We start from the raw sequence: 16664 nt of genomic DNA, 5'->3' as shown, positions 1-16664 counted from the left end.
GCGCCCTCGCGGGCTCAGTCCGGCCCAGACCTTAGGCGACCCTCAGGGATGGTTTCGTGACATCTTGCCTGCTCGGTAACCAAATGCGCGACCCGCTGCGACTGTGCCGCACGTGACATCCCCGGCGGTGGAGGCCGTCACGTCCTCGGTGACACTCTTTCGTGGGGGCTGGCCAGCGTCGGGGGATGCGGGCGCCGCCGCGAGGGGGAGAAGCGACGTGACGGGCGACACACCACCGCCGGCGGCCATGCGTAACGAGTACGCCGCCGACCTGGGCCTTTCCGAGGCCGATCTGGCCGCCGACTGGTACACCCAGTTCGACCGCTGGTTCGCCGACGCGGTCGCGGCCGGGCTGCCCGAGCCGAACGCGATGGTCGTCGGCACCGCCGACGCCGCCGGCCGCCCCAGCGGCCGCACCGTGCTGCTCAAGGGCTACGACCCGGAGGGCTTCGTCTTCTACACCAACTACACCTCCCGCAAGGGCGGCGAGGCGACCGCCAACCCGTACGCCAGCCTGGTCTTCCCCTGGTTTCCGATGCAGCGGCAGGTGGTCGTCGCCGGTCGGGTGGAGCGGGTCGACCGGGCGGAGACCGAGGCGTACTTCGCCAGCCGGCCGCGCGGGTCGCAGCTCGGGGCCTGGGCCAGCGCCCAGTCCCGGGTGATCCCGGACCGGGCCGCGCTGGACGAGGCGTACGAGGCGGTGGTGGCGCGCTTCGCCGACGTGGCGCAGATCCCCGCGCCGCCGCACTGGGGCGGCTTCCGGGTCCGGCCCGAGTCGGTGGAGTTCTGGCAGGGCCGGGTGAGCCGGCTGCACGACCGGCTGCGGTTCCGCCGGGCCGACGGCGGCGACTGGGTCGTGGAGCGGTTGAACCCGTGACGGCGACGAAGGAGACCCGGCCGCGCGGGGCGCGCCGCTGGGCGATCGACCTGCGTCCGCTGGCGGTGCCGGAGTTCCGGCGGATCTGGCTGGGCGGCGGCATCGCCATGCTCGGCTTCCAGTTCACGGCGGTGGCCGTGCCGGTGGAGATGTACGCGCTGACCCGGGACTCGTTCTGGGTCGGCCTGCTCGGGATCGCCGCGTTCCTGCCGCTGCTGGTCTTCGGGCTCTGGGGCGGGGCGGTCGCCGACGCCCGGGACCGGCGGGGCGTGCTGCTGGCCAGTCAGGCGCTGCTCTGGGCGTCGATGCTGGCGCTGCTGCTGCAGGCGGTGCTCCGGGTGGGCAGCCCGGTGCTGCTGCTGGCCCTGGTGGCGCTCCAGTCGGTCGGCTTCGCGGTCAGCGGGGCGGCCCGCACGGCGAGCCTTCCCCGGCTCGTCCCGGCCGAGCTGGTGCCGGCCGCCAGCACGCTGAACTTCACCACGTACACCGCCGCGTCGGTGGCCGGGCCGCTGCTGGCCGGGCTGATCTTCGCGAGCTGGCGGACCGACGTCGCGCTGCCGATCGCGTACGGCCTGGACACGATCCTGTTCACCGCCGCCGTCTGGGCGACCGTCCGGATGCCGGCGCTGCCGCCCGAGCCGGACCCGGACGGCGACGGCAGCCCGCGCCGGGCCGGCCTGGCCAGCATCGTGGACGGGCTCCGCTACCTGGCCACCACGCCGGTGCTGATGCTCTCGTTCGCCATCGACCTGATCGCGATGATTCTGGCCATGCCCCGGGCGCTCTTCCCCGAGGTGGCCCACGAACGGTTCGGCGGCGGGGCGGCGATCGGCTGGCTGTACGGCGCGATCTCGCTCGGCGCGATGCTCGGTGGGCTCACCTCCGGCTGGATCGGCCGGCTCCGCCGGCAGGGCCTGGTGCTGGTGGTGGCGGTGGTCGGCTGGGGCCTCGCGGTGGCCGCGGCCGGGCTGGCCCGCCAGCTCTGGCTGGTGGTGCTGCTGCTCGCCCTGGCCGGGGCGTCCGACCTGGTCAGCGCGGTGCTGCGACAGTCGATGCTGCTGGTCTACGCGCCGGACCGGATGCGCGGGCGACTCCAGGGCGTCAACACGGTGGTCATCGCCGGCGGGCCGCGCCTGGGCGACCTGCGCGCCGGCGCGGTGGCGGCCGGGTTCGGCACCGGCGTGGCCTGGGTGGGCGGGGGTCTGGTCTCCGCGGTGCTCGCCGTCGCGCTGGTGGTGGTCTTCCCGGCGCTGCTGCGCTACCGGGCCACCCCGGCCGCCGACCGGGACTGAACCGTCCGGCGGGCGGGTCGCGGCGGACCGGGCGACCGCTGGGCGGGAAGCGGCTCGGCTGGTCCGACGGGGGCGGGGGTGGGCGACTAAGGTCGCCAGACATGGAGAAGGCCGGAACCCGCCCGCCGTCCGGGACACAGTGGACCATTGCCGCCGACGGCCACGAGGCGGTCATCGTCGAGGTCGGCGGTGGGCTGCGGTCGTACCGGCACGACGGCGTGGACTACGTCGACGGGTACGCCGCCGACGAGATCTGCCCCGGCTCGGCCGGGCAGGTGCTGGCGCCCTGGCCGAACCGGATCCGCGACGGGCAGTACACCTTCGGGGAGCGCTCGTTGCAGCTCGACCTGAGCGAGCCGACCCGGCGCAACGCGATCCACGGCCTGGTCAACTGGGTGTCGTGGTACCTGGTCGAGCAGTCCGCCGACACGGTCACCGTGGGGTACGACCTGCCACCCACCCCGGGCTACCCCTGGCCGCTGCGGCTGCGGAACCGGTGGAGCGTCGGCGCGGACGGGCTGCGGGTCGAGCACGAGGTGGCGAACCTCGGCGCCGAGGACGCCCCGTACGGCTACTCGATGCACCCCTACCTGCGGCTGCCCGGCGTGCCGGTGGACGAGGTGGCGCTGCGCGTACCGGGGCGGATCCGGGTGCTGCTGGACGGCCGCCTGCTCCCCGTCGCCGCCACGCCGGTGGCCGGCACCGAGTACGACTTCACCGAGCCCCGTCCGATCGGCGACGCGGTGCTCGACCTGGCCTTCGGCGACCTGGTACGGCACGCCGACGGGGGCTCGGCGGTGACCCTGGCCGCCCCGGACGGCTCCGTCGCGGTGCAGATCTGGGCGGACCGGGAGTTCGGTTGGTGGCAGGTCTTCACCGGGGACACGCTGACCGGGGAACGGCACCGCCGGTCGGTGGCGGTGGAGCCGATGACCTGCCCGGCGGACGCGTTCCGCTCCGGCAAGGACCTGATCACGCTGAAGCCCGGCGGCTCCTGGCAGGGCGCCTGGGGCCTGCGGCCCGGCGTCTGAGCGGCGGGGGCATGGAGTTCGGCGAGGTCGTCCGGCGACGGCGGATGGTGCGCAACTACGACCCGGACCGTCCTGTCCCGCCGGACGTGGTGGACCGGCTGCTCGACCACGCGGTGCGGGCGCCATCGGCCGGGTTCGCGCAGGGCTGGGGCTTCCTGGTGCTGGAGACCCCGGAGGACCGGGAGCGGTTCTGGACGGCGGCCACCCCGGGCGGCGGCGGCCGGGAGCGCTGGCTGGCCGGGATGCGGCGGGCCCCGCTGATCGTGGTGCCGCACGCCAACCGCTCCGCTTACCTGGAGCGCTACGCCGAGCCGGACAAGGGCTGGGCGGACCGGGCGGCGGAGCGCTGGCCGGTGCCCTACTGGTACGTCGACACCGGCTTCGCCGCGCTGCTCATGCTGCTCACCGCCGTCGACGAGGGGCTGGGGGCCTGCTTCTTCGGGATCCCGCCGCAGCGGCTGGACGCCTACCGGGAGGCGTTCGGCGTGCCCGAGGAGTACCAGCCGATCGGCGCGGTGACCGTGGGTTACCGGGCGCCCGACCACCGGTCACCGTCACTGCGTCGGGGGCGTCGCCCGGTCGGCGAGGTGGTCCGGCGCGGCCGGTGGAGTTGAGCGTGGTTCATGCGGTCCCGGGTGGGTATCGGCGGTAGCGAAACCGACATGAGGGAGTAAAACGCAGTGTGGCGGAGGCGGTTAGGCTGGCACGGTCATCGGTGCCGCACCCCGCGGCACCACGGCGTGACCCGGCTCCGCGCCGTCGGTCGGCCCGGCCACGGGGAGGGGAGCGTGCCGTGATCTTCAGAGCGGTCCGGGACGGGCGTCCGTACCCGGAGCACAACTTCACGCTCAAGCAGTGGGCGGAGATCCCGCCGCGCCCGCTGCGGCTGGACCAGCTCATCACCACCAAGCGGGAGCTGGCGCTGGACAAGCTCCTCGCCGAGGACTCGACCTTCTACGGCGACCTCTTCCCGCATGTCGTGCAGTGGAACGGCGGGCTCTACCTGGAGGACGGGCTGCACCGGGCGCTGCGCGCGGCGTTGCAGCAGCGCAACCAGATCCACGCCCGGGTGCTGGTGCTCGGCGGCCAGGAGGGATGACGCCCTCCTGACGACTCGTTAAGGTGGCCCCCATGACCGCACCCCTGGACCTGCTCGACGTGGACGCCTCGCTCAGCGAGGAGGAACGGCAGATCCGCGCCGTCGTGCGCCAGCTCGTCGACGACCGGGTACGCCCGCACGTCGCCGACTGGTACGAGCAGGGCCACGTGCCGGCCCGCGAGCTGGCTCGGGAGTTCGGCAAGCTCGGCCTGCTCGGCATGCACCTGACCGGGTACGGCTGCGCCGGCGCGTCGGCGGTCGCGTACGGGCTGTCCTGCCTGGAGCTGGAGGCCGGCGACTCCGGCATCCGCTCGCTGGTCTCGGTGCAGGGCTCGCTCGCCATGTACGCCATCTGGCGCTACGGCAGCGAGGAGCAGAAGCAGCGCTGGCTGCCGGCGATGGCGGCCGGCGAGGCGATCGGCTGCTTCGGCCTGACCGAGCCCGACCACGGCTCCGACCCGGCCTCGATGGCCACCCGGGCCCGCCGCGACGGCGACGACTGGGTGCTCAACGGCGCCAAGATGTGGATCACCAACGCGCCGATCGCCGAGGTCGGGGTGATCTGGGCGCGCACCGACGAGGGGGTACGCGGTTTCGCCGTACCGATGGACACGCCGGGGGTGACGGCGCGCGAGATCCGGCGGAAGATGTCGCTGCGCGCCTCGCTGACCGGCGAGATCGCCCTCGACGACGTCCGGCTGCCGGCGGACGCCCAGCTGCCCGGGGCGATCGGGCTGAAGGCCCCGCTGAGCTGCCTGACCGAGGCCCGGCACGGCATCGTCTGGGGCGCGCTCGGCGCGGCCCGCGACTGCCTGTCGACGGCGCTGGACTACGCGACCACCCGGACCCAGTTCGGCCGGCCGTTGGCCGGCTTCCAGCTCACCCAGGCCAAGCTCGCCGACATGGCCGTCGAGTGGAACAAGGGCTACCTGCTGGCGCTGCACCTGGGCCGGCTCGCCGACGCCGGGAAGCTGCGCCCGGAGCAGGTCAGCGTGGGCAAGCTGAACAACGTGCGGGAGGCGTTGGCGATCGCCCGCCAGTGCCGGACGATCCTCGGCGCGAACGGCGTCTCGGGCGAGTACCCGGTGATGCGGCACGCCAACAACCTGGAGAGCGTGCTGACCTACGAGGGCACCTCGGAGATCCATCAGCTGGTCATCGGGCAGAAGCTGACCGGGGTCTCCGCCTTCGCCTGAGCGGGGCTTCACCCGTTCGGGTCGCTCGAATCGCGGGTGTCGTATCGGGCACGTACCGTCATCGCTAGACGACGTGTCTGACGAGGACGGTGAGGGCCATGGCCCGCGACGGTGACATCAACGAGCCCACCAGGGAGTTCCCCGGCTACCCGACCGCCGACACCCTTCCGGCCCGGTCGGACGACACCTCCCCGCCGCGGCCGGGCGGTTCGGCGCGCACCGGCGGGCCCGCCCCTCGGGGCCTGCTCATGGTGCTGGGCGCGGCGGCGCTGGCGGTGGTGGTGCTGCTCGGCGCCCAGGCGACCGGGATCTTCCCCGACTTCCGCAACCCCTTCGCCAAGGAGCAGACCGACCGCAGCCAGCCGCCGCTGCTCAAGTCGATCCAGGACCTCAGCCGCTACGTCGCCGCCGAGGGCAACTTCCAGGTCGTGGTCGACCTGCAGAACGATCGCAACAACGTGCCCGAGTTCCTGCTCAACCAGCGGACCCTCTTCGTCGGGGCGGGCAGCGTGGAGGCGTACGTCGACTTCACCAAGATCTCCGAGGGGGCGGTGGTCGAGTCCGCCGACGGCAAGTCGGTCGAGATCAAGCTGCCGGCGCCGCAGCTCGGCAAGACCAACCTCGACCTGGAGAAGAGCTACGTCTTCGCCGAGGAGCGCGGCCTGCTCAACCGGCTCAACGACCTGGTCAAGGGTGACCCCAACCGGCAGCAGCAGGTCTACCAGCTCGCCGAGGAGCGGATCACCGCGGCGGCGCGGGACAGCGGGCTGACCCAGCGCGCCGAGGAGAACACCCGCAAGATGCTGGAGGGCCTGCTCCGCTCGCTGGGCTACGAGAAGGTCACCGTCACCTACGCCGCCCCCTGACCCGGAACACGGCAGCGCCCGCCCCGGCATTCCGGGGCGGGCGCTGCCGTGCGGGGACGTCAGTAGCGGGTGGCGGCGCGGTCCTCGTTCGGCATCAGCACCCAGAGGACCAGGTAGACGATCACCTGGGTGCCGGGCAGCAGCAGCGACAGCAGGAACAGCAGCCGGATCATGAACGCCGAGGTGTTGAACCGGCGGGCCAGGCCGGCGCAGACGCCGGCGAGCATGCGCCCCTCGCGGGGCCGGACCAGTTTGCGACTCATCGTCGTACTCCCACTCTGCGGCGATCCGCCGCTCTGCCATCAACGGTAGGAAGGGGTGGCCACCGCGCCCTCCGTCCGAGGACGGATCCGGCGGCCCCGTACCCGTAGGTGGTTACCCGCGCCGCCCCCGCCCGACGCACCCTTGGAAGGTGTCGTCACCTGCGGCGGAAGGGCGGGGGGTGCGGCGGGCGGGTAGGCTCGCCGGTCGGATGCCGCCCACCACCCCGGGCGGTGCCGACGGCCGCCGGAGACCCCGGCGGGCGGAACCCGGGTCGGACCCGGCACCACCGGGCGCGACGGCGAGGAAAGTGCAGCCATGATCAGTGTTTTCGACCTCTTCAGCGTCGGCATCGGGCCGTCCAGCTCGCACACCGTCGGCCCCATGCGGGCCGCCCGGACGTTCGTCGCCGGGCTGAAGGGCGACGGGCTGCTCGCCGACGTCGTCCGGGTCCAGGCCGAGCTCTTCGGGTCGCTCGGCGCCACCGGCCACGGCCACGGCAGCGACCGGGCCGTGCTGCTCGGGCTGGAGGGCGAGGCACCGGAGACGGTCGACACCGACACCGTCGGCCCCCGGGTCGCCGCGATCCGCGTCGACCGCCGGCTGCACCTGCTCGGCGTGCAGGAGATCGACTTCAACCCGGACCGCGACCTGGTGCTGCATCGCCGCCGGTCGCTGCCGTACCACCCGAACGGGATGACCTTCGCGGCCTACGACGCCGCCGGGGCGCAGGTCAGGGCCCGTACCTACTACTCGGTGGGCGGCGGGTTCGTGGTGGACGAGGCGGCCGCCGGGGCGGACCGGATCAAGCCCGACACGACCCGGGTGCGGTACCCCTTCTACACCGGCGCCGAGCTGCTCGACGTGACCGCCGCGACCGGGCTGTCGATCAGCGAGGTGATGCTGGCCAACGAGTGCTCCTGGCGCAGCGAGGCCGACGTCCGGGCCGGCCTGCTGGAGATCTGGCGGGTGATGCGGGAGTGCGTCGCGGCCGGCTGCGAGCACGACGGCGTCCTCCCCGGCGGGCTGAAGGTCCGCCGCCGCGCCGCCGAGCTGCGTCGGAGCCTGGAGGCGGAGACCGACTCCACCGACCCGCTGCGCGCGATGGACTGGGTGACGCTCTTCGCCCTCGCCGTCAACGAGGAGAACGCCGCCGGCGGTCGGGTGGTGACCGCCCCGACCAACGGCGCGGCCGGCATCATCCCGGCGGTGCTGCACTACTACACCCGGTTCACCCCGGACGCCGACGAGGACGGGGTGGTCCGCTTCCTGCTGGCCGCCGGCGCGATCGGCGTGCTGTTCAAGGAGAACGCCTCGATCTCCGGCGCCGAGGTCGGCTGCCAGGGCGAGGTCGGCTCGGCCTGCTCGATGGCCGCCGCCGGGCTGGCCGAGGCCCTCGGTGGCACACCGGCGCAGGTGGAGAACGCCGCCGAGATCGGCATGGAGCACAACCTCGGGCTGACCTGCGACCCGGTCGGTGGGCTGGTGCAGATCCCGTGCATCGAGCGGAACGCGGTGGCTAGCATCAAGGCGATCACCGCCGCCCGGTTGGCGCTGCGTGGGGACGGGGTGCACGCCGTCTCGCTGGACAAGGTCATCAAGACCATGCGGGAGACGGGCGCCGACATGAAGGTCAAGTACAAGGAGACGGCGCGCGGCGGCCTGGCCGTCAACGTGATCGAGTGCTGAGGGGCGTTCGTTCACCGACTGCTAACCTGTCGTCCGTCCTGGGAGGCGGGAGGCGACGGTGACCGCTGGCGTCGCGGCGTTGTGGTCGCACCGCAACTCGCTGCGGATCCTGGTCAAGCGGGACCTCGCGGTGAAGTACCAGCAGTCGGTGCTCGGCTACTTCTGGTCGCTGATCGAGCCGCTGGGCATGGGGGCGATCTACTTCTTCGTCTTCGGCGTGCTCTACTCCGGCGACACCGAGCGGCACCTCGGGCAGGCCGCCGAGTCGTACCCGCTCTTCCTGATCACCGGCATCTTCGCCTGGATGTGGACCAGTTCGGCGCTGAGCGAGGCGACCAACGCGCTGACCGGCCAGTCCCGCCTGATCACCACGATGAACGTGCCCCGGCAGGTCTTCCCGATCGGCCGGGTCACCGGGCGGTTCGCCGAGTACGCCGCCGGCCTGCCCATCCTCTTCGCCGTCGCCGCGGTCTACGCCGCGCACGGCAGGATCCACCCCGGCTGGTCGCTGCTCGCCCTGCCGCTGGCGGTGCTGGTGCAGGCCACCCTGCTGGTCGGGCTGTCGCTGCTGCTCTCGGCGGTCAACGTGCTGATGCGCGACGTCGAGCGCTTCATGCGGCTGATCATCCGGGTGCTGTTCTACGCCACGCCGATCATCTACCCGCTGAGCCTGGTCCGGGAGTCCGGGATGCCGGGCTGGGTGAAGATCGTCTACGAGCTCAACCCGCTGGTCGGCATCTTCCAGCTCCAGCACGCGATCTGGTACCCGGACGAGTTCCCCGACGCCCGGCTGCTGGCCACCACGGTCGCCGGCAGCCTGCTGCTGCTGGTCGCCGGCTGGTGGGCGTTCCGCCGGCTCGAACCCGCCGTGCTCAAGGAGCTGTGAGGTGGCGCCGATCATCGAGGCCGAGGGCCTCGGTATCCGCTTCGTCCGCAACCGCCGGCGGCAGCTGCGGCTGCGTGAGCTGTTTATCCACCGGGGCGGGCGGGGCGCCGCGTCCGGTCAGTTCTGGCCGCTGCGGAACGTCTCCTTCACTGTGCAGCCCGGCGAGACGGTCGGGGTGATCGGGCGCAACGGCACCGGCAAGAGCACCCTGCTGCGGCTCATCGCCGGGGTGCTCATCCCCGACGAGGGGCGGATCCGGGTGCGCGGTGACGTCGCGCCGCTGCTGGAGCTCTCCGCCGGCTTCTCCAACGACCTCACCGGGCGGGAGAACCTCTATCTCGTCGGCGGCCTGCACGGGCTGTCGTCGGCGTACCTGAAGCGGCACTTCGACGACATCGTGTCGTTCGCGGGTGAGCAGGTGGAGCGGGCCATCGACACCTCGGTCCGGCACTACTCGTCGGGGATGAAGGTCCGGCTGGGGTTCGCCATCATCTCCCACCTGCCGCACCCGATCCTGCTGATGGACGAGGTGACCGCGGTGGGCGACGCGGAGTTCCGCAAGAAGTGCTATTCGACGATCGACCGACTGCTCGCGGAGGGGCGCACCTTGGTGCTGGTGTCACACAACGAGAAGGATCTGACCCGGTTCTGCCGTCGGGGGCTCTACCTCGACGGCGGGCGGCTGACCGTGGACGGCACGGTTGCCGAGGCGCTCGACGCGTACCACGCCGCGGTCCCGCGGTGACGCTCGCGATCGTGCTCGCCGCCGGTGCGCCGGCCGCGGGCCTGCCCACCGGCGCCGGGGAGCCGCTCGCCGACCGGCTGGCCGCCCAGTGGCGCCGGGCCGGGGCGGACGAGGTGCGCGCCGCAACCGACCTGGACGAGCTGGCCGCCCTGGTGGGCGCCGCCACCGGCCCGGTGATCGTCAGCGGGGCCGACCTGGTCGCGCACACCGCCGTACTCAAGCATCTGGCGACCAGCCCGGTCGGCCCGACGGTGGCCCTGGTGCTCACCGACCCGCCGGTCCCCGGCCGCACCGCCGTGCGCGAGGAGCGCGGCCAGGTGGTCGAGGCCGGGCCGGAGCTGGCCGACGCCACCGGCGTCTTCGGCGGCGCGCTGCGGGTCGGCGTGGAGGACCTGCCGGCCCTGGCGGCCGCCGCCCGGGCCGCCGCCACCCGGCCGGCGACCGGGCCCGCCGTGGACGGGCTCTTCGCCGCGCTCACCGCGCTCGGCACGCTGACCTTCGCCCACCGGGTACGCCTGCTCGTGGCGCACCGGGTCGGCGACGCCGTCGGGCTGCACGCCGCCGAGGCGGCGCTGGCGGGGGTGAACGAGGACAAGGCCGAGCTGCGGCTGTCGGTCAAGGAGCGGGACGACTTCTTCACCACCTACTTCGTCAGCACCTGGTCGCCGTACGTGACGAAGGCGTCGGCCCGGATCGGCCTCGGCCCGACCGCGGTGACCATGCTGTCGGTGCTCTTCGCCGTCGCCGCGGCGGTGCTGTTCGCGGTCGGCGGCCGGCCCGCGCTGGTCAGCGGGGCGGTGCTGCTCTACCTCGGCTTCGTGCTCGACTGTGTGGACGGCCAGCTGGCCCGCTACACCCGGCACTTCAGCGCCTGGGGCGGCTGGCTGGACACGATGGCCGACCGGGCGAAGGAGTACGTCGTCTACGCCGGCCTCGGCTACGGGGCGACGCACGCGGGCTTCCGGTACGGCTGGGCCCTCGCCATCGCCGCGATGACGTTGCAGACCGTGCGGCACATGACCGACACCTGGTACGGCGTGCTGCACGACGAGGCGGCCCGCCGGCCGAAGACGTCGGTGGGCGGGGGTGGCGGCGGCCTCGGTGACCGGCTGAACGCCGCCTCGACCCGGGTGCAGGCCGACACCGGCTCGGTGTCGTACTGGCTGAAGCGGACGGTGGTCTTCCCGATCGGCGAGCGGTGGGCGCTGATCGCGCTGACCGCGGCGCTGTTCAACCCGCTGGTCAGCCTGGTCGCGGTGCTGGTCTGGGGGACACTGGCGTTCGCGTACACCGGGGCGCTGCGCACTGTGCGGGCCCGCTGGATGTGGGTGCCGGTGCTGGACACGGTCGACGCCACCCTGCACCGCGACGACGGGCCGCTGGCGGCGCGGCTGCCGGTGGTTCGCCCGATGGGCCCGCTGACGCTGGCGGTGCTGGCGGCGCTGGGTCCGGCGGCGCTGCTGGTCGCGGCGCTGCTGACCGACGACGGCGGGCTGCGCTGGTGGGTGCCGGCGGCGCTGCTGGTGCTGCTGGTCGGCGGGCTGGGGGCCGGCGCGGCGCACAACGGGCCGCTGGACTGGTTGGTCCCGGCCGCGCTACGGGCCGGGGAGTACCTGTTCGCCATCGCCGTCGGGGCGGTCGGCGACGCGCCGCCCTGGCTGGTCTTCGGCTACGTCCTGGTGCTCACCCTGCACCACTACGACCTGACCGCCCGGCTGGAGAAGCGGCAGGCGGCCCCGCCGCTGCACCGCTGGACGCTGGGCTGGGAGGGGCGGTCGGTGCTGCTGGCGCTGGCGGCGATCGCCGGAATTGTGAGTATCGGTCTGGCTACACTCGGTACGCACCTTCTCGTGGGATTCGTGGCGAGTGTCGTCCTGGCCTGGGTCGTCCTGCCGGCCCGCGCCGCGCGGGTGACGGCCGTCCCGGTGGGAGGCGGTTCGCCGGGCTGACCAAGGGGGACGGCCGGGATGACCCTGATCAGCTTCGTCGTACCGGCCTACCGGGTGCAGGGCTACCTGCGTGAGTGCCTGGACTCGATCCTCGGGCAGCCCTTCGACGACCTCGAGGTGATCGGCGTCGACGACGCCTCGCCGGACGCCGTCGGCGACATCCTCGACGAGTACGCCGCCCGCGACCCCCGGGTCCGGGCGCTCCGGCTGCCCCGCAACGTCGGGCTCGGTCCGGCCCGCAACGCCGGGCTGGACCGGGCCGTCGGCGAGTACGTCTGGTTCGTCGACGGCGACGACTGGCTCGCCCCGGACTGCCTGCCCGAGGTCGCCGACCGGCTGCGGGTCGCCCGCCCGGACGTCCTCGTGGTGGACCACGTCCGCGCGCACTGGAACGACACCGCCACCCGCAGCGCCATGGCCGAGGTGTTCCCGGAGCCGCCCGGCGAGACCACCTTCCGGCTGCGGGACCGGCCGGAGACCATGCAGCTGCTGCACACCGCCTGGAACCGGGTGGTCCGCCGGGAGTTCCTGATCGACCTCGGGCTGCGCTTCGCCCCCGGGTGGTACGAGGACGTCTCCTTCACCTATCCGGTGCTGCTGGCCGCCGAGCGGATCGCCGTGCTCGACCGGGTCTGCGTCAACTACCGGCAGCGGCGGGCCGGGGCGATCACCCGGACCCGGGGGGACCGGCACTTCGAGGTCTTCGCGCAGTGGCACCGGGTCTTCGCGCTGATGGACCGCTGGGGGCCGGCGGTGGCCGAGCTGCGGCCGCCGGTCTTCGAGCGGATGGTCTGGCACCACCTGACCGTGCTCGGCAACGGCGAACGGATCGCCCCCGCGCTGCGCCCGGCGTTCTTCGCCCAGATGGCCGCCGACCACCGGCGCTTCCGGCCGCCCGACGGCTACCCCGCGCCGGCCGGGCTGGAGGGGCTCAAGCACCGGCTGGTCGCGGCGGGACGGTGGCGGACGTTCAGCGCCTTGCGCGCGGCGAACCAGGCCCGGGCGACGGCCCGCGGCACGGCCCGGTGGGCGCTGCCGGTGGCCCGGCGTACCGCCCGGCTGACCCGGGACGCGGTGCTGCGCGAGTACTACCGGGCCGAGCTGCGCCGACCGATCGACCCGACGCTGGCCGTCTACGCCGCGTACTGGTACCGCGGGTACGCCTGCAACCCGGCCGCGATCCACGCCGCCGCCGGCCGGCTGGCCCCCCAGGTCCGCGGGGTGTGGATCGTCCGGCGGGACCGGGTGGACACGCTGCCGCCCGGCACCGAGTACGTGGTCGCCGGCACCCCCGGCTACTACCGGACGTTGGCCCGGGCCCGGTGGCTGGTGAACAACGTCAACTTCCCGGACTTCGTCCGCAAGCGACCCGGCTCCGTGCACGTGCAGACCCACCACGGCACGCCGGTGAAGGTGATGGGCCTGGACCAGCAGCGCTTCCCGCTCGGCGCGGGCGGGATGGACTTCGCCGGGCTGCTGCGACGGGTGGACCGCTGGGACTACAGCATCACCTCGAACAGCTTCTCCACCCAGATGTGGGACCGGGCCTACCCGGCCTCGTACACCACGTTGGAGGTCGGCTACCCGCGCAACGACCGGCTGGTCACCGCCACCGCCGAGGAGGTCCGGGAGATCCGCGACCGGCTCGGCATCGGGCCGGACGAGCGGGTGGTGCTGTACGCGCCGACGCACCGCGAACACCTGCCCCGCTACCGCCCACCGTTCGACCCGGCGCGGCTGCTCGACGTGCTCGGGCCGTCCGGGCGGCTGCTGATCCGCAGCCACTACTTCCACGACCGCGCCGGCCGGGCCCGCCGGCGTACCCGGGGTCGGGCGGTCGACGTCAGCGACCACCGCTGCGTGGAGGACCTCTATCTCGCGGCCGACGTGCTGGTCACCGACTATTCGTCGGCGATGTTCGACTACGCCGTCCTGGATCGCCCGATCGTCGTGTACGCGCCGGACCGCGACGCGTACGCGCTGGCCCGGGGCGTCTACTTCGACGTGACCGCCGAACCGCCCGGCGCCGTCGCGTTCACCTTCGCCGAGCTGCTGGAACTCTTCCGCTCCGACGCGGTGACCGGGGCGGAGGCTCAGCGGGCGCGGCAGCGGTTCCGGGACCGGTTCTGCACCCTGGACGACGGGCACGCCGCGGAGCGGGTGGTCCGTCGGGTCTTCCTCGACGATCCCGCCTGAACCTGTGGTCCCGTTGATCGGGCCGCTGCCGGTAATAGGACCGTCATGACCGCAACATCGCACGTTTACCCGATGTGCTGATCGAATGATGCTCGTCACAGTCAAGCGCGGGGTTCGGCCGAGCTGGGGGAGGAGACGGTGACCACCGTCGCGCTCAAGGATGTCACCAAGGTGTTCCAGGACGGGACGCTCGCGGTCGACAGCGTCAATCTGGACGTCAACGACGGCGAGTTCATGGTGCTGCTCGGCCCGTCGGGCTGCGGCAAGTCCACCGTGCTGCGGATGGTCGCCGGCCTGGAGGACCCGAGTTCCGGCGCCGTGATGCTCGACGGCGAGGTCGCCAACGACCTGCCGCCACGGGAGCGCAGGATCGCCATGGTCTTCCAGGACTTCGCGCTCTATCCGCACATGACCGTCGGGGACAACATCGCCTTCCCACTGCGACTGGCCGGTGTGGAGCCGGCCCCGCGCGGCGAGCGGGTGCAGGACGTCGCCGGCGCGCTCGGCATCGGGGACGTCCTCGGCCGCAAGCCGAGCCAGCTCTCCGGCGGCCAGCGGCAGCGGGTGGCGATGGGGCGGGCGATAGTGCGTCGTCCGGGGCTCTTCTTGATGGATGAGCCGCTCTCCAACCTGGACAGCGGACTGCGCGCCGAGCTGCGCGCGGAGATCTCCGGGCTGACCCGGGAGCTGGGCGTCACCACCATCTACGTCACGCACGACCAGGCCGAGGCGCTGACCATGGCCGACCGGGTCGCCATCATGCGCAAGGGCGTCCTGCAGGACGTCGGCACGCCGACCCAGGTGTACGGCCGGCCGGCCACCCTCTACGTCGCGGCGTTCCTGGGCAGCCCCCGGATGAACCTGCTGGAGGCGTCGGTCTACGTCCACCTCGACCGGTACGTCACCCTCACCCTCGGCGAGCAGGCGCTCTACCTGCCCTGGGACGACATCCGCAGCCGGGCGGTGGCGCACTACCACGGCGAGCGGATCGTGGTCGGGATGCGGGCCGAGGCGCTGACCCCGGTCGCCCCGGACACTTCCGGCGACGTGCTCCAAGGCCGGGTCCGCTACCTGGAGCACCACGGGCACGAGTCGCTGGCCTTCCTGGACATCGGCGCCACCGCGATCGTGGTGGACGAGATGGGCGCCACGGCCGACGACGCGCCGGCCGGGCAGCGCGGGCTGCGCCGGTTCGGGCAGGTCATGCAGCGGCTCACCGGCCGGGCCGGCGAGCTGGAGCCGATCTCCGCCCCGACCGGGGGCGGCAACCGGACCAGCGTGCTCCCCGACCTGGGGCGCCACCATCGCCGCCCCGCCGAGCTGGCGGTACGCCTCGCCCCGTACCCGGCGATCTCGGCGGGTCACCCGATGTCGGTCGCCGTACGGATGGACGCCCTGCACTTCTTCGACGAGCGCGGCGACCGGATCGACGTCGGCTGGCGCTGAGCCGTCCGGCTCGGGCGGGGCTGCGGGCGACGGCTCCCATGCCCTACGGTCAGCGCACCCAGTCCACTGAGCACCGCCTGTAGAGAGGGGCCCGTCGTGTCGGGTGACCGTCCGAGCCCGCTCGTGATCGAGCGGATCCTGCGTGATCGGCAGGGCATCTGGCAGCAGATCGTCGCCGACGACGACCTGAACGCGCTGACCGGGCGGATGCTGGCCAGCTCCGCCGTCGCGCTGGCCTGCTACGGGGCGGTGCTCGGCGCGTTCCACGGTGTGCTGATGGCGCTGACCTCGGCGGTCAAGCTGCCGCTGCTCTTCCTCATCACCCTGGCCATCTGCCTGCCCACGCTCTACCTGTTCAACCTGGTGTTCGGGGCCCGGCTGTCGGTACGCCAGTCGGTGGCCCTGGTGATGGTGGCGATCACGGTCACCTCGATGCTGGCGGTGGCGTTCGCCCCGATCAGCCTCTTCTTCCTGATCACGGCACCGGACTACGGCTTCTTCAAGCTGCTGAACGTGGCGATCCTGACGCTGTCGGCGGTGGTCGGGCTGCGCTTCCTCACCGGCGGGATGCAGGTGCTCAATCAGCACGGCCTGCTCGCCCCGCCGACCGCCGCCGCTGCCACTCAGGCCGCCGTGGCCGCCCCGGCCGCGCAGGCCGCGGTACCCGCCCAGCCGGTGGCCGGTGAGCCGGTCGCGGAGCCGGTGGCCGTGGGGGCGGGCGCGAACGGCGCGGCGGGCGCGAACGGCACCACCACGCCGGTCGCCGAGGCGCAGCCGGTCTCCGTCGTTCCCGCGCAGCCGGCCGCCGGTGTCCCGGCGCAGCCGGTCGTGCTGGCCGGCCACCCGGTGGCGGCCTTCCCGCCCGGGATGGTGCCGCCGGGGTACGCCGGTGCGGGCCGGCCGTGGGCCACCCCGCCGGTGCGGCGCGGCGAGTCGGAGCGGCCGGCCAGCATGACCCTGCTGTACGTCTGGATCCTGCTCTTCGGCTTCGTCGGCACTCAGCTCGCCTGGACCCTGCGCCCGTTCGTCGGCAGCCCGGGCGAGAACTTCGCGCTGTTCCGCAGCATCGAGGGCAACTTCTACGCGGAGATCCTGCGCACCCTCGGCAACCTGTTCTGAGAGGCAGGGGCC

Annotated in this window: 15 protein-coding genes; 14 read left to right on the top strand and 1 reads right to left on the bottom strand. The window is 73.2% G+C overall.

Going from position 1 to position 16664, the window contains the following annotated elements; all coding sequences use genetic code 11:
- The first annotated feature begins 247 nt into the window (after nucleotides 1-247).
- The 7 genes from pdxH to V6U89_RS19245 all read left to right on the top strand — a co-directional run bounded on the left by pdxH (nucleotide 248) and on the right by V6U89_RS19245 (nucleotide 6361).
- On the top strand, nucleotides 248-877 hold the full coding sequence (pdxH, locus tag V6U89_RS19275) for a pyridoxamine 5'-phosphate oxidase (protein WP_334572745.1): 630 nt from the start codon (nucleotides 248-250) through the stop codon (nucleotides 875-877).
- Nucleotides 874-2169 (top strand): MFS transporter, encoded by a 1296-nt coding sequence (locus tag V6U89_RS19270; RefSeq protein WP_334572715.1) that lies wholly within the window; start codon nucleotides 874-876, stop codon nucleotides 2167-2169. The genes pdxH and V6U89_RS19270 overlap by 4 nt, the downstream gene beginning before the upstream one ends.
- Before the next feature lie 101 nt (nucleotides 2170-2270).
- On the top strand, nucleotides 2271-3200 hold the full coding sequence (locus tag V6U89_RS19265; protein WP_334572713.1) for an aldose 1-epimerase family protein: 930 nt from the start codon (nucleotides 2271-2273) through the stop codon (nucleotides 3198-3200).
- An 11-nt stretch (nucleotides 3201-3211) separates the two neighbouring features.
- Nucleotides 3212-3814, top strand: coding sequence for a nitroreductase family protein (locus tag V6U89_RS19260; protein WP_334572712.1), 603 nt, complete (start codon nucleotides 3212-3214; stop codon nucleotides 3812-3814).
- A 179-nt stretch (nucleotides 3815-3993) separates the two neighbouring features.
- Nucleotides 3994-4299, top strand: coding sequence for a type II toxin-antitoxin system VapB family antitoxin (locus tag V6U89_RS19255; RefSeq protein ID WP_154940070.1), 306 nt, complete (start codon nucleotides 3994-3996; stop codon nucleotides 4297-4299).
- A gap of 32 nt (nucleotides 4300-4331) precedes the next feature.
- Entirely contained in the window at nucleotides 4332-5495 is a 1164-nt protein-coding gene (locus tag V6U89_RS19250) for an acyl-CoA dehydrogenase family protein (RefSeq protein WP_334572711.1), read from the top strand.
- Nucleotides 5496-5593: 98 nt separating this feature from the next.
- On the top strand, nucleotides 5594-6361 hold the full coding sequence (locus V6U89_RS19245) for a DUF4230 domain-containing protein (RefSeq protein WP_334572710.1): 768 nt from the start codon (nucleotides 5594-5596) through the stop codon (nucleotides 6359-6361).
- A 59-nt stretch (nucleotides 6362-6420) separates the two neighbouring features.
- On the opposite strand, the gene V6U89_RS19240 is transcribed toward V6U89_RS19245, so the two are convergent.
- The gene (locus V6U89_RS19240; RefSeq protein WP_154940064.1) at nucleotides 6421-6624 is read right to left on the bottom strand and encodes a PspC domain-containing protein; all 204 of its coding nucleotides are present in this window, start codon (nucleotides 6622-6624) and stop codon (nucleotides 6421-6423) included.
- A gap of 316 nt (nucleotides 6625-6940) precedes the next feature.
- On the opposite strand from V6U89_RS19240, the gene V6U89_RS19235 reads away from it, so the two are divergent.
- From V6U89_RS19235 to V6U89_RS19205, 7 genes are all read left to right on the top strand, one after another.
- Nucleotides 6941-8311, top strand: a complete 1371-nt coding sequence (locus V6U89_RS19235; protein ID WP_334572709.1) for an L-serine ammonia-lyase — start codon at nucleotides 6941-6943, stop codon at nucleotides 8309-8311.
- A gap of 58 nt (nucleotides 8312-8369) precedes the next feature.
- Nucleotides 8370-9197 carry an ABC transporter permease gene (locus V6U89_RS19230; protein WP_334572708.1) on the top strand — a complete coding sequence of 276 codons (828 nt, stop codon included), beginning with the start codon at nucleotides 8370-8372 and terminating at the stop codon, nucleotides 9195-9197.
- 1 nt (nucleotide 9198) lies between these two features.
- A complete protein-coding gene (locus V6U89_RS19225; RefSeq protein ID WP_334572707.1) occupies nucleotides 9199-9942 on the top strand; it encodes an ABC transporter ATP-binding protein in 744 nt (247 codons plus the stop codon).
- The gene (locus V6U89_RS19220; RefSeq protein ID WP_442933948.1) at nucleotides 9939-11891 is read left to right on the top strand and encodes a DUF5941 domain-containing protein; all 1953 of its coding nucleotides are present in this window, start codon (nucleotides 9939-9941) and stop codon (nucleotides 11889-11891) included. Before V6U89_RS19225 ends, V6U89_RS19220 begins: the two co-directional genes overlap by 4 nt.
- Before the next feature lie 18 nt (nucleotides 11892-11909).
- On the top strand, nucleotides 11910-14087 hold the full coding sequence (locus tag V6U89_RS19215; protein ID WP_334572706.1) for a bifunctional glycosyltransferase/CDP-glycerol:glycerophosphate glycerophosphotransferase: 2178 nt from the start codon (nucleotides 11910-11912) through the stop codon (nucleotides 14085-14087).
- Between the two features lie 138 nt (nucleotides 14088-14225).
- Nucleotides 14226-15533: an ABC transporter ATP-binding protein gene (locus tag V6U89_RS19210; RefSeq protein WP_334572705.1), complete on the top strand. Its 1308-nt coding sequence runs from the start codon at nucleotides 14226-14228 to the stop codon at nucleotides 15531-15533.
- A gap of 96 nt (nucleotides 15534-15629) precedes the next feature.
- On the top strand, nucleotides 15630-16652 hold the full coding sequence (locus V6U89_RS19205; RefSeq protein ID WP_334572704.1) for a hypothetical protein: 1023 nt from the start codon (nucleotides 15630-15632) through the stop codon (nucleotides 16650-16652).
- Nucleotides 16653-16664: the final 12 nt, after the last annotated feature.

The sequence above is a fragment of the Micromonospora sp. CPCC 206171 genome, assembly GCF_036906755.1.
In the GTDB taxonomy this organism is placed as follows: Bacteria; Actinomycetota; Actinomycetes; order Mycobacteriales; family Micromonosporaceae; genus Micromonospora; species Micromonospora purpureochromogenes.
The sequence above is the reverse complement of the archived record's forward strand: the minus strand, read 5'-3'. Positions and strand labels throughout refer to the sequence as shown.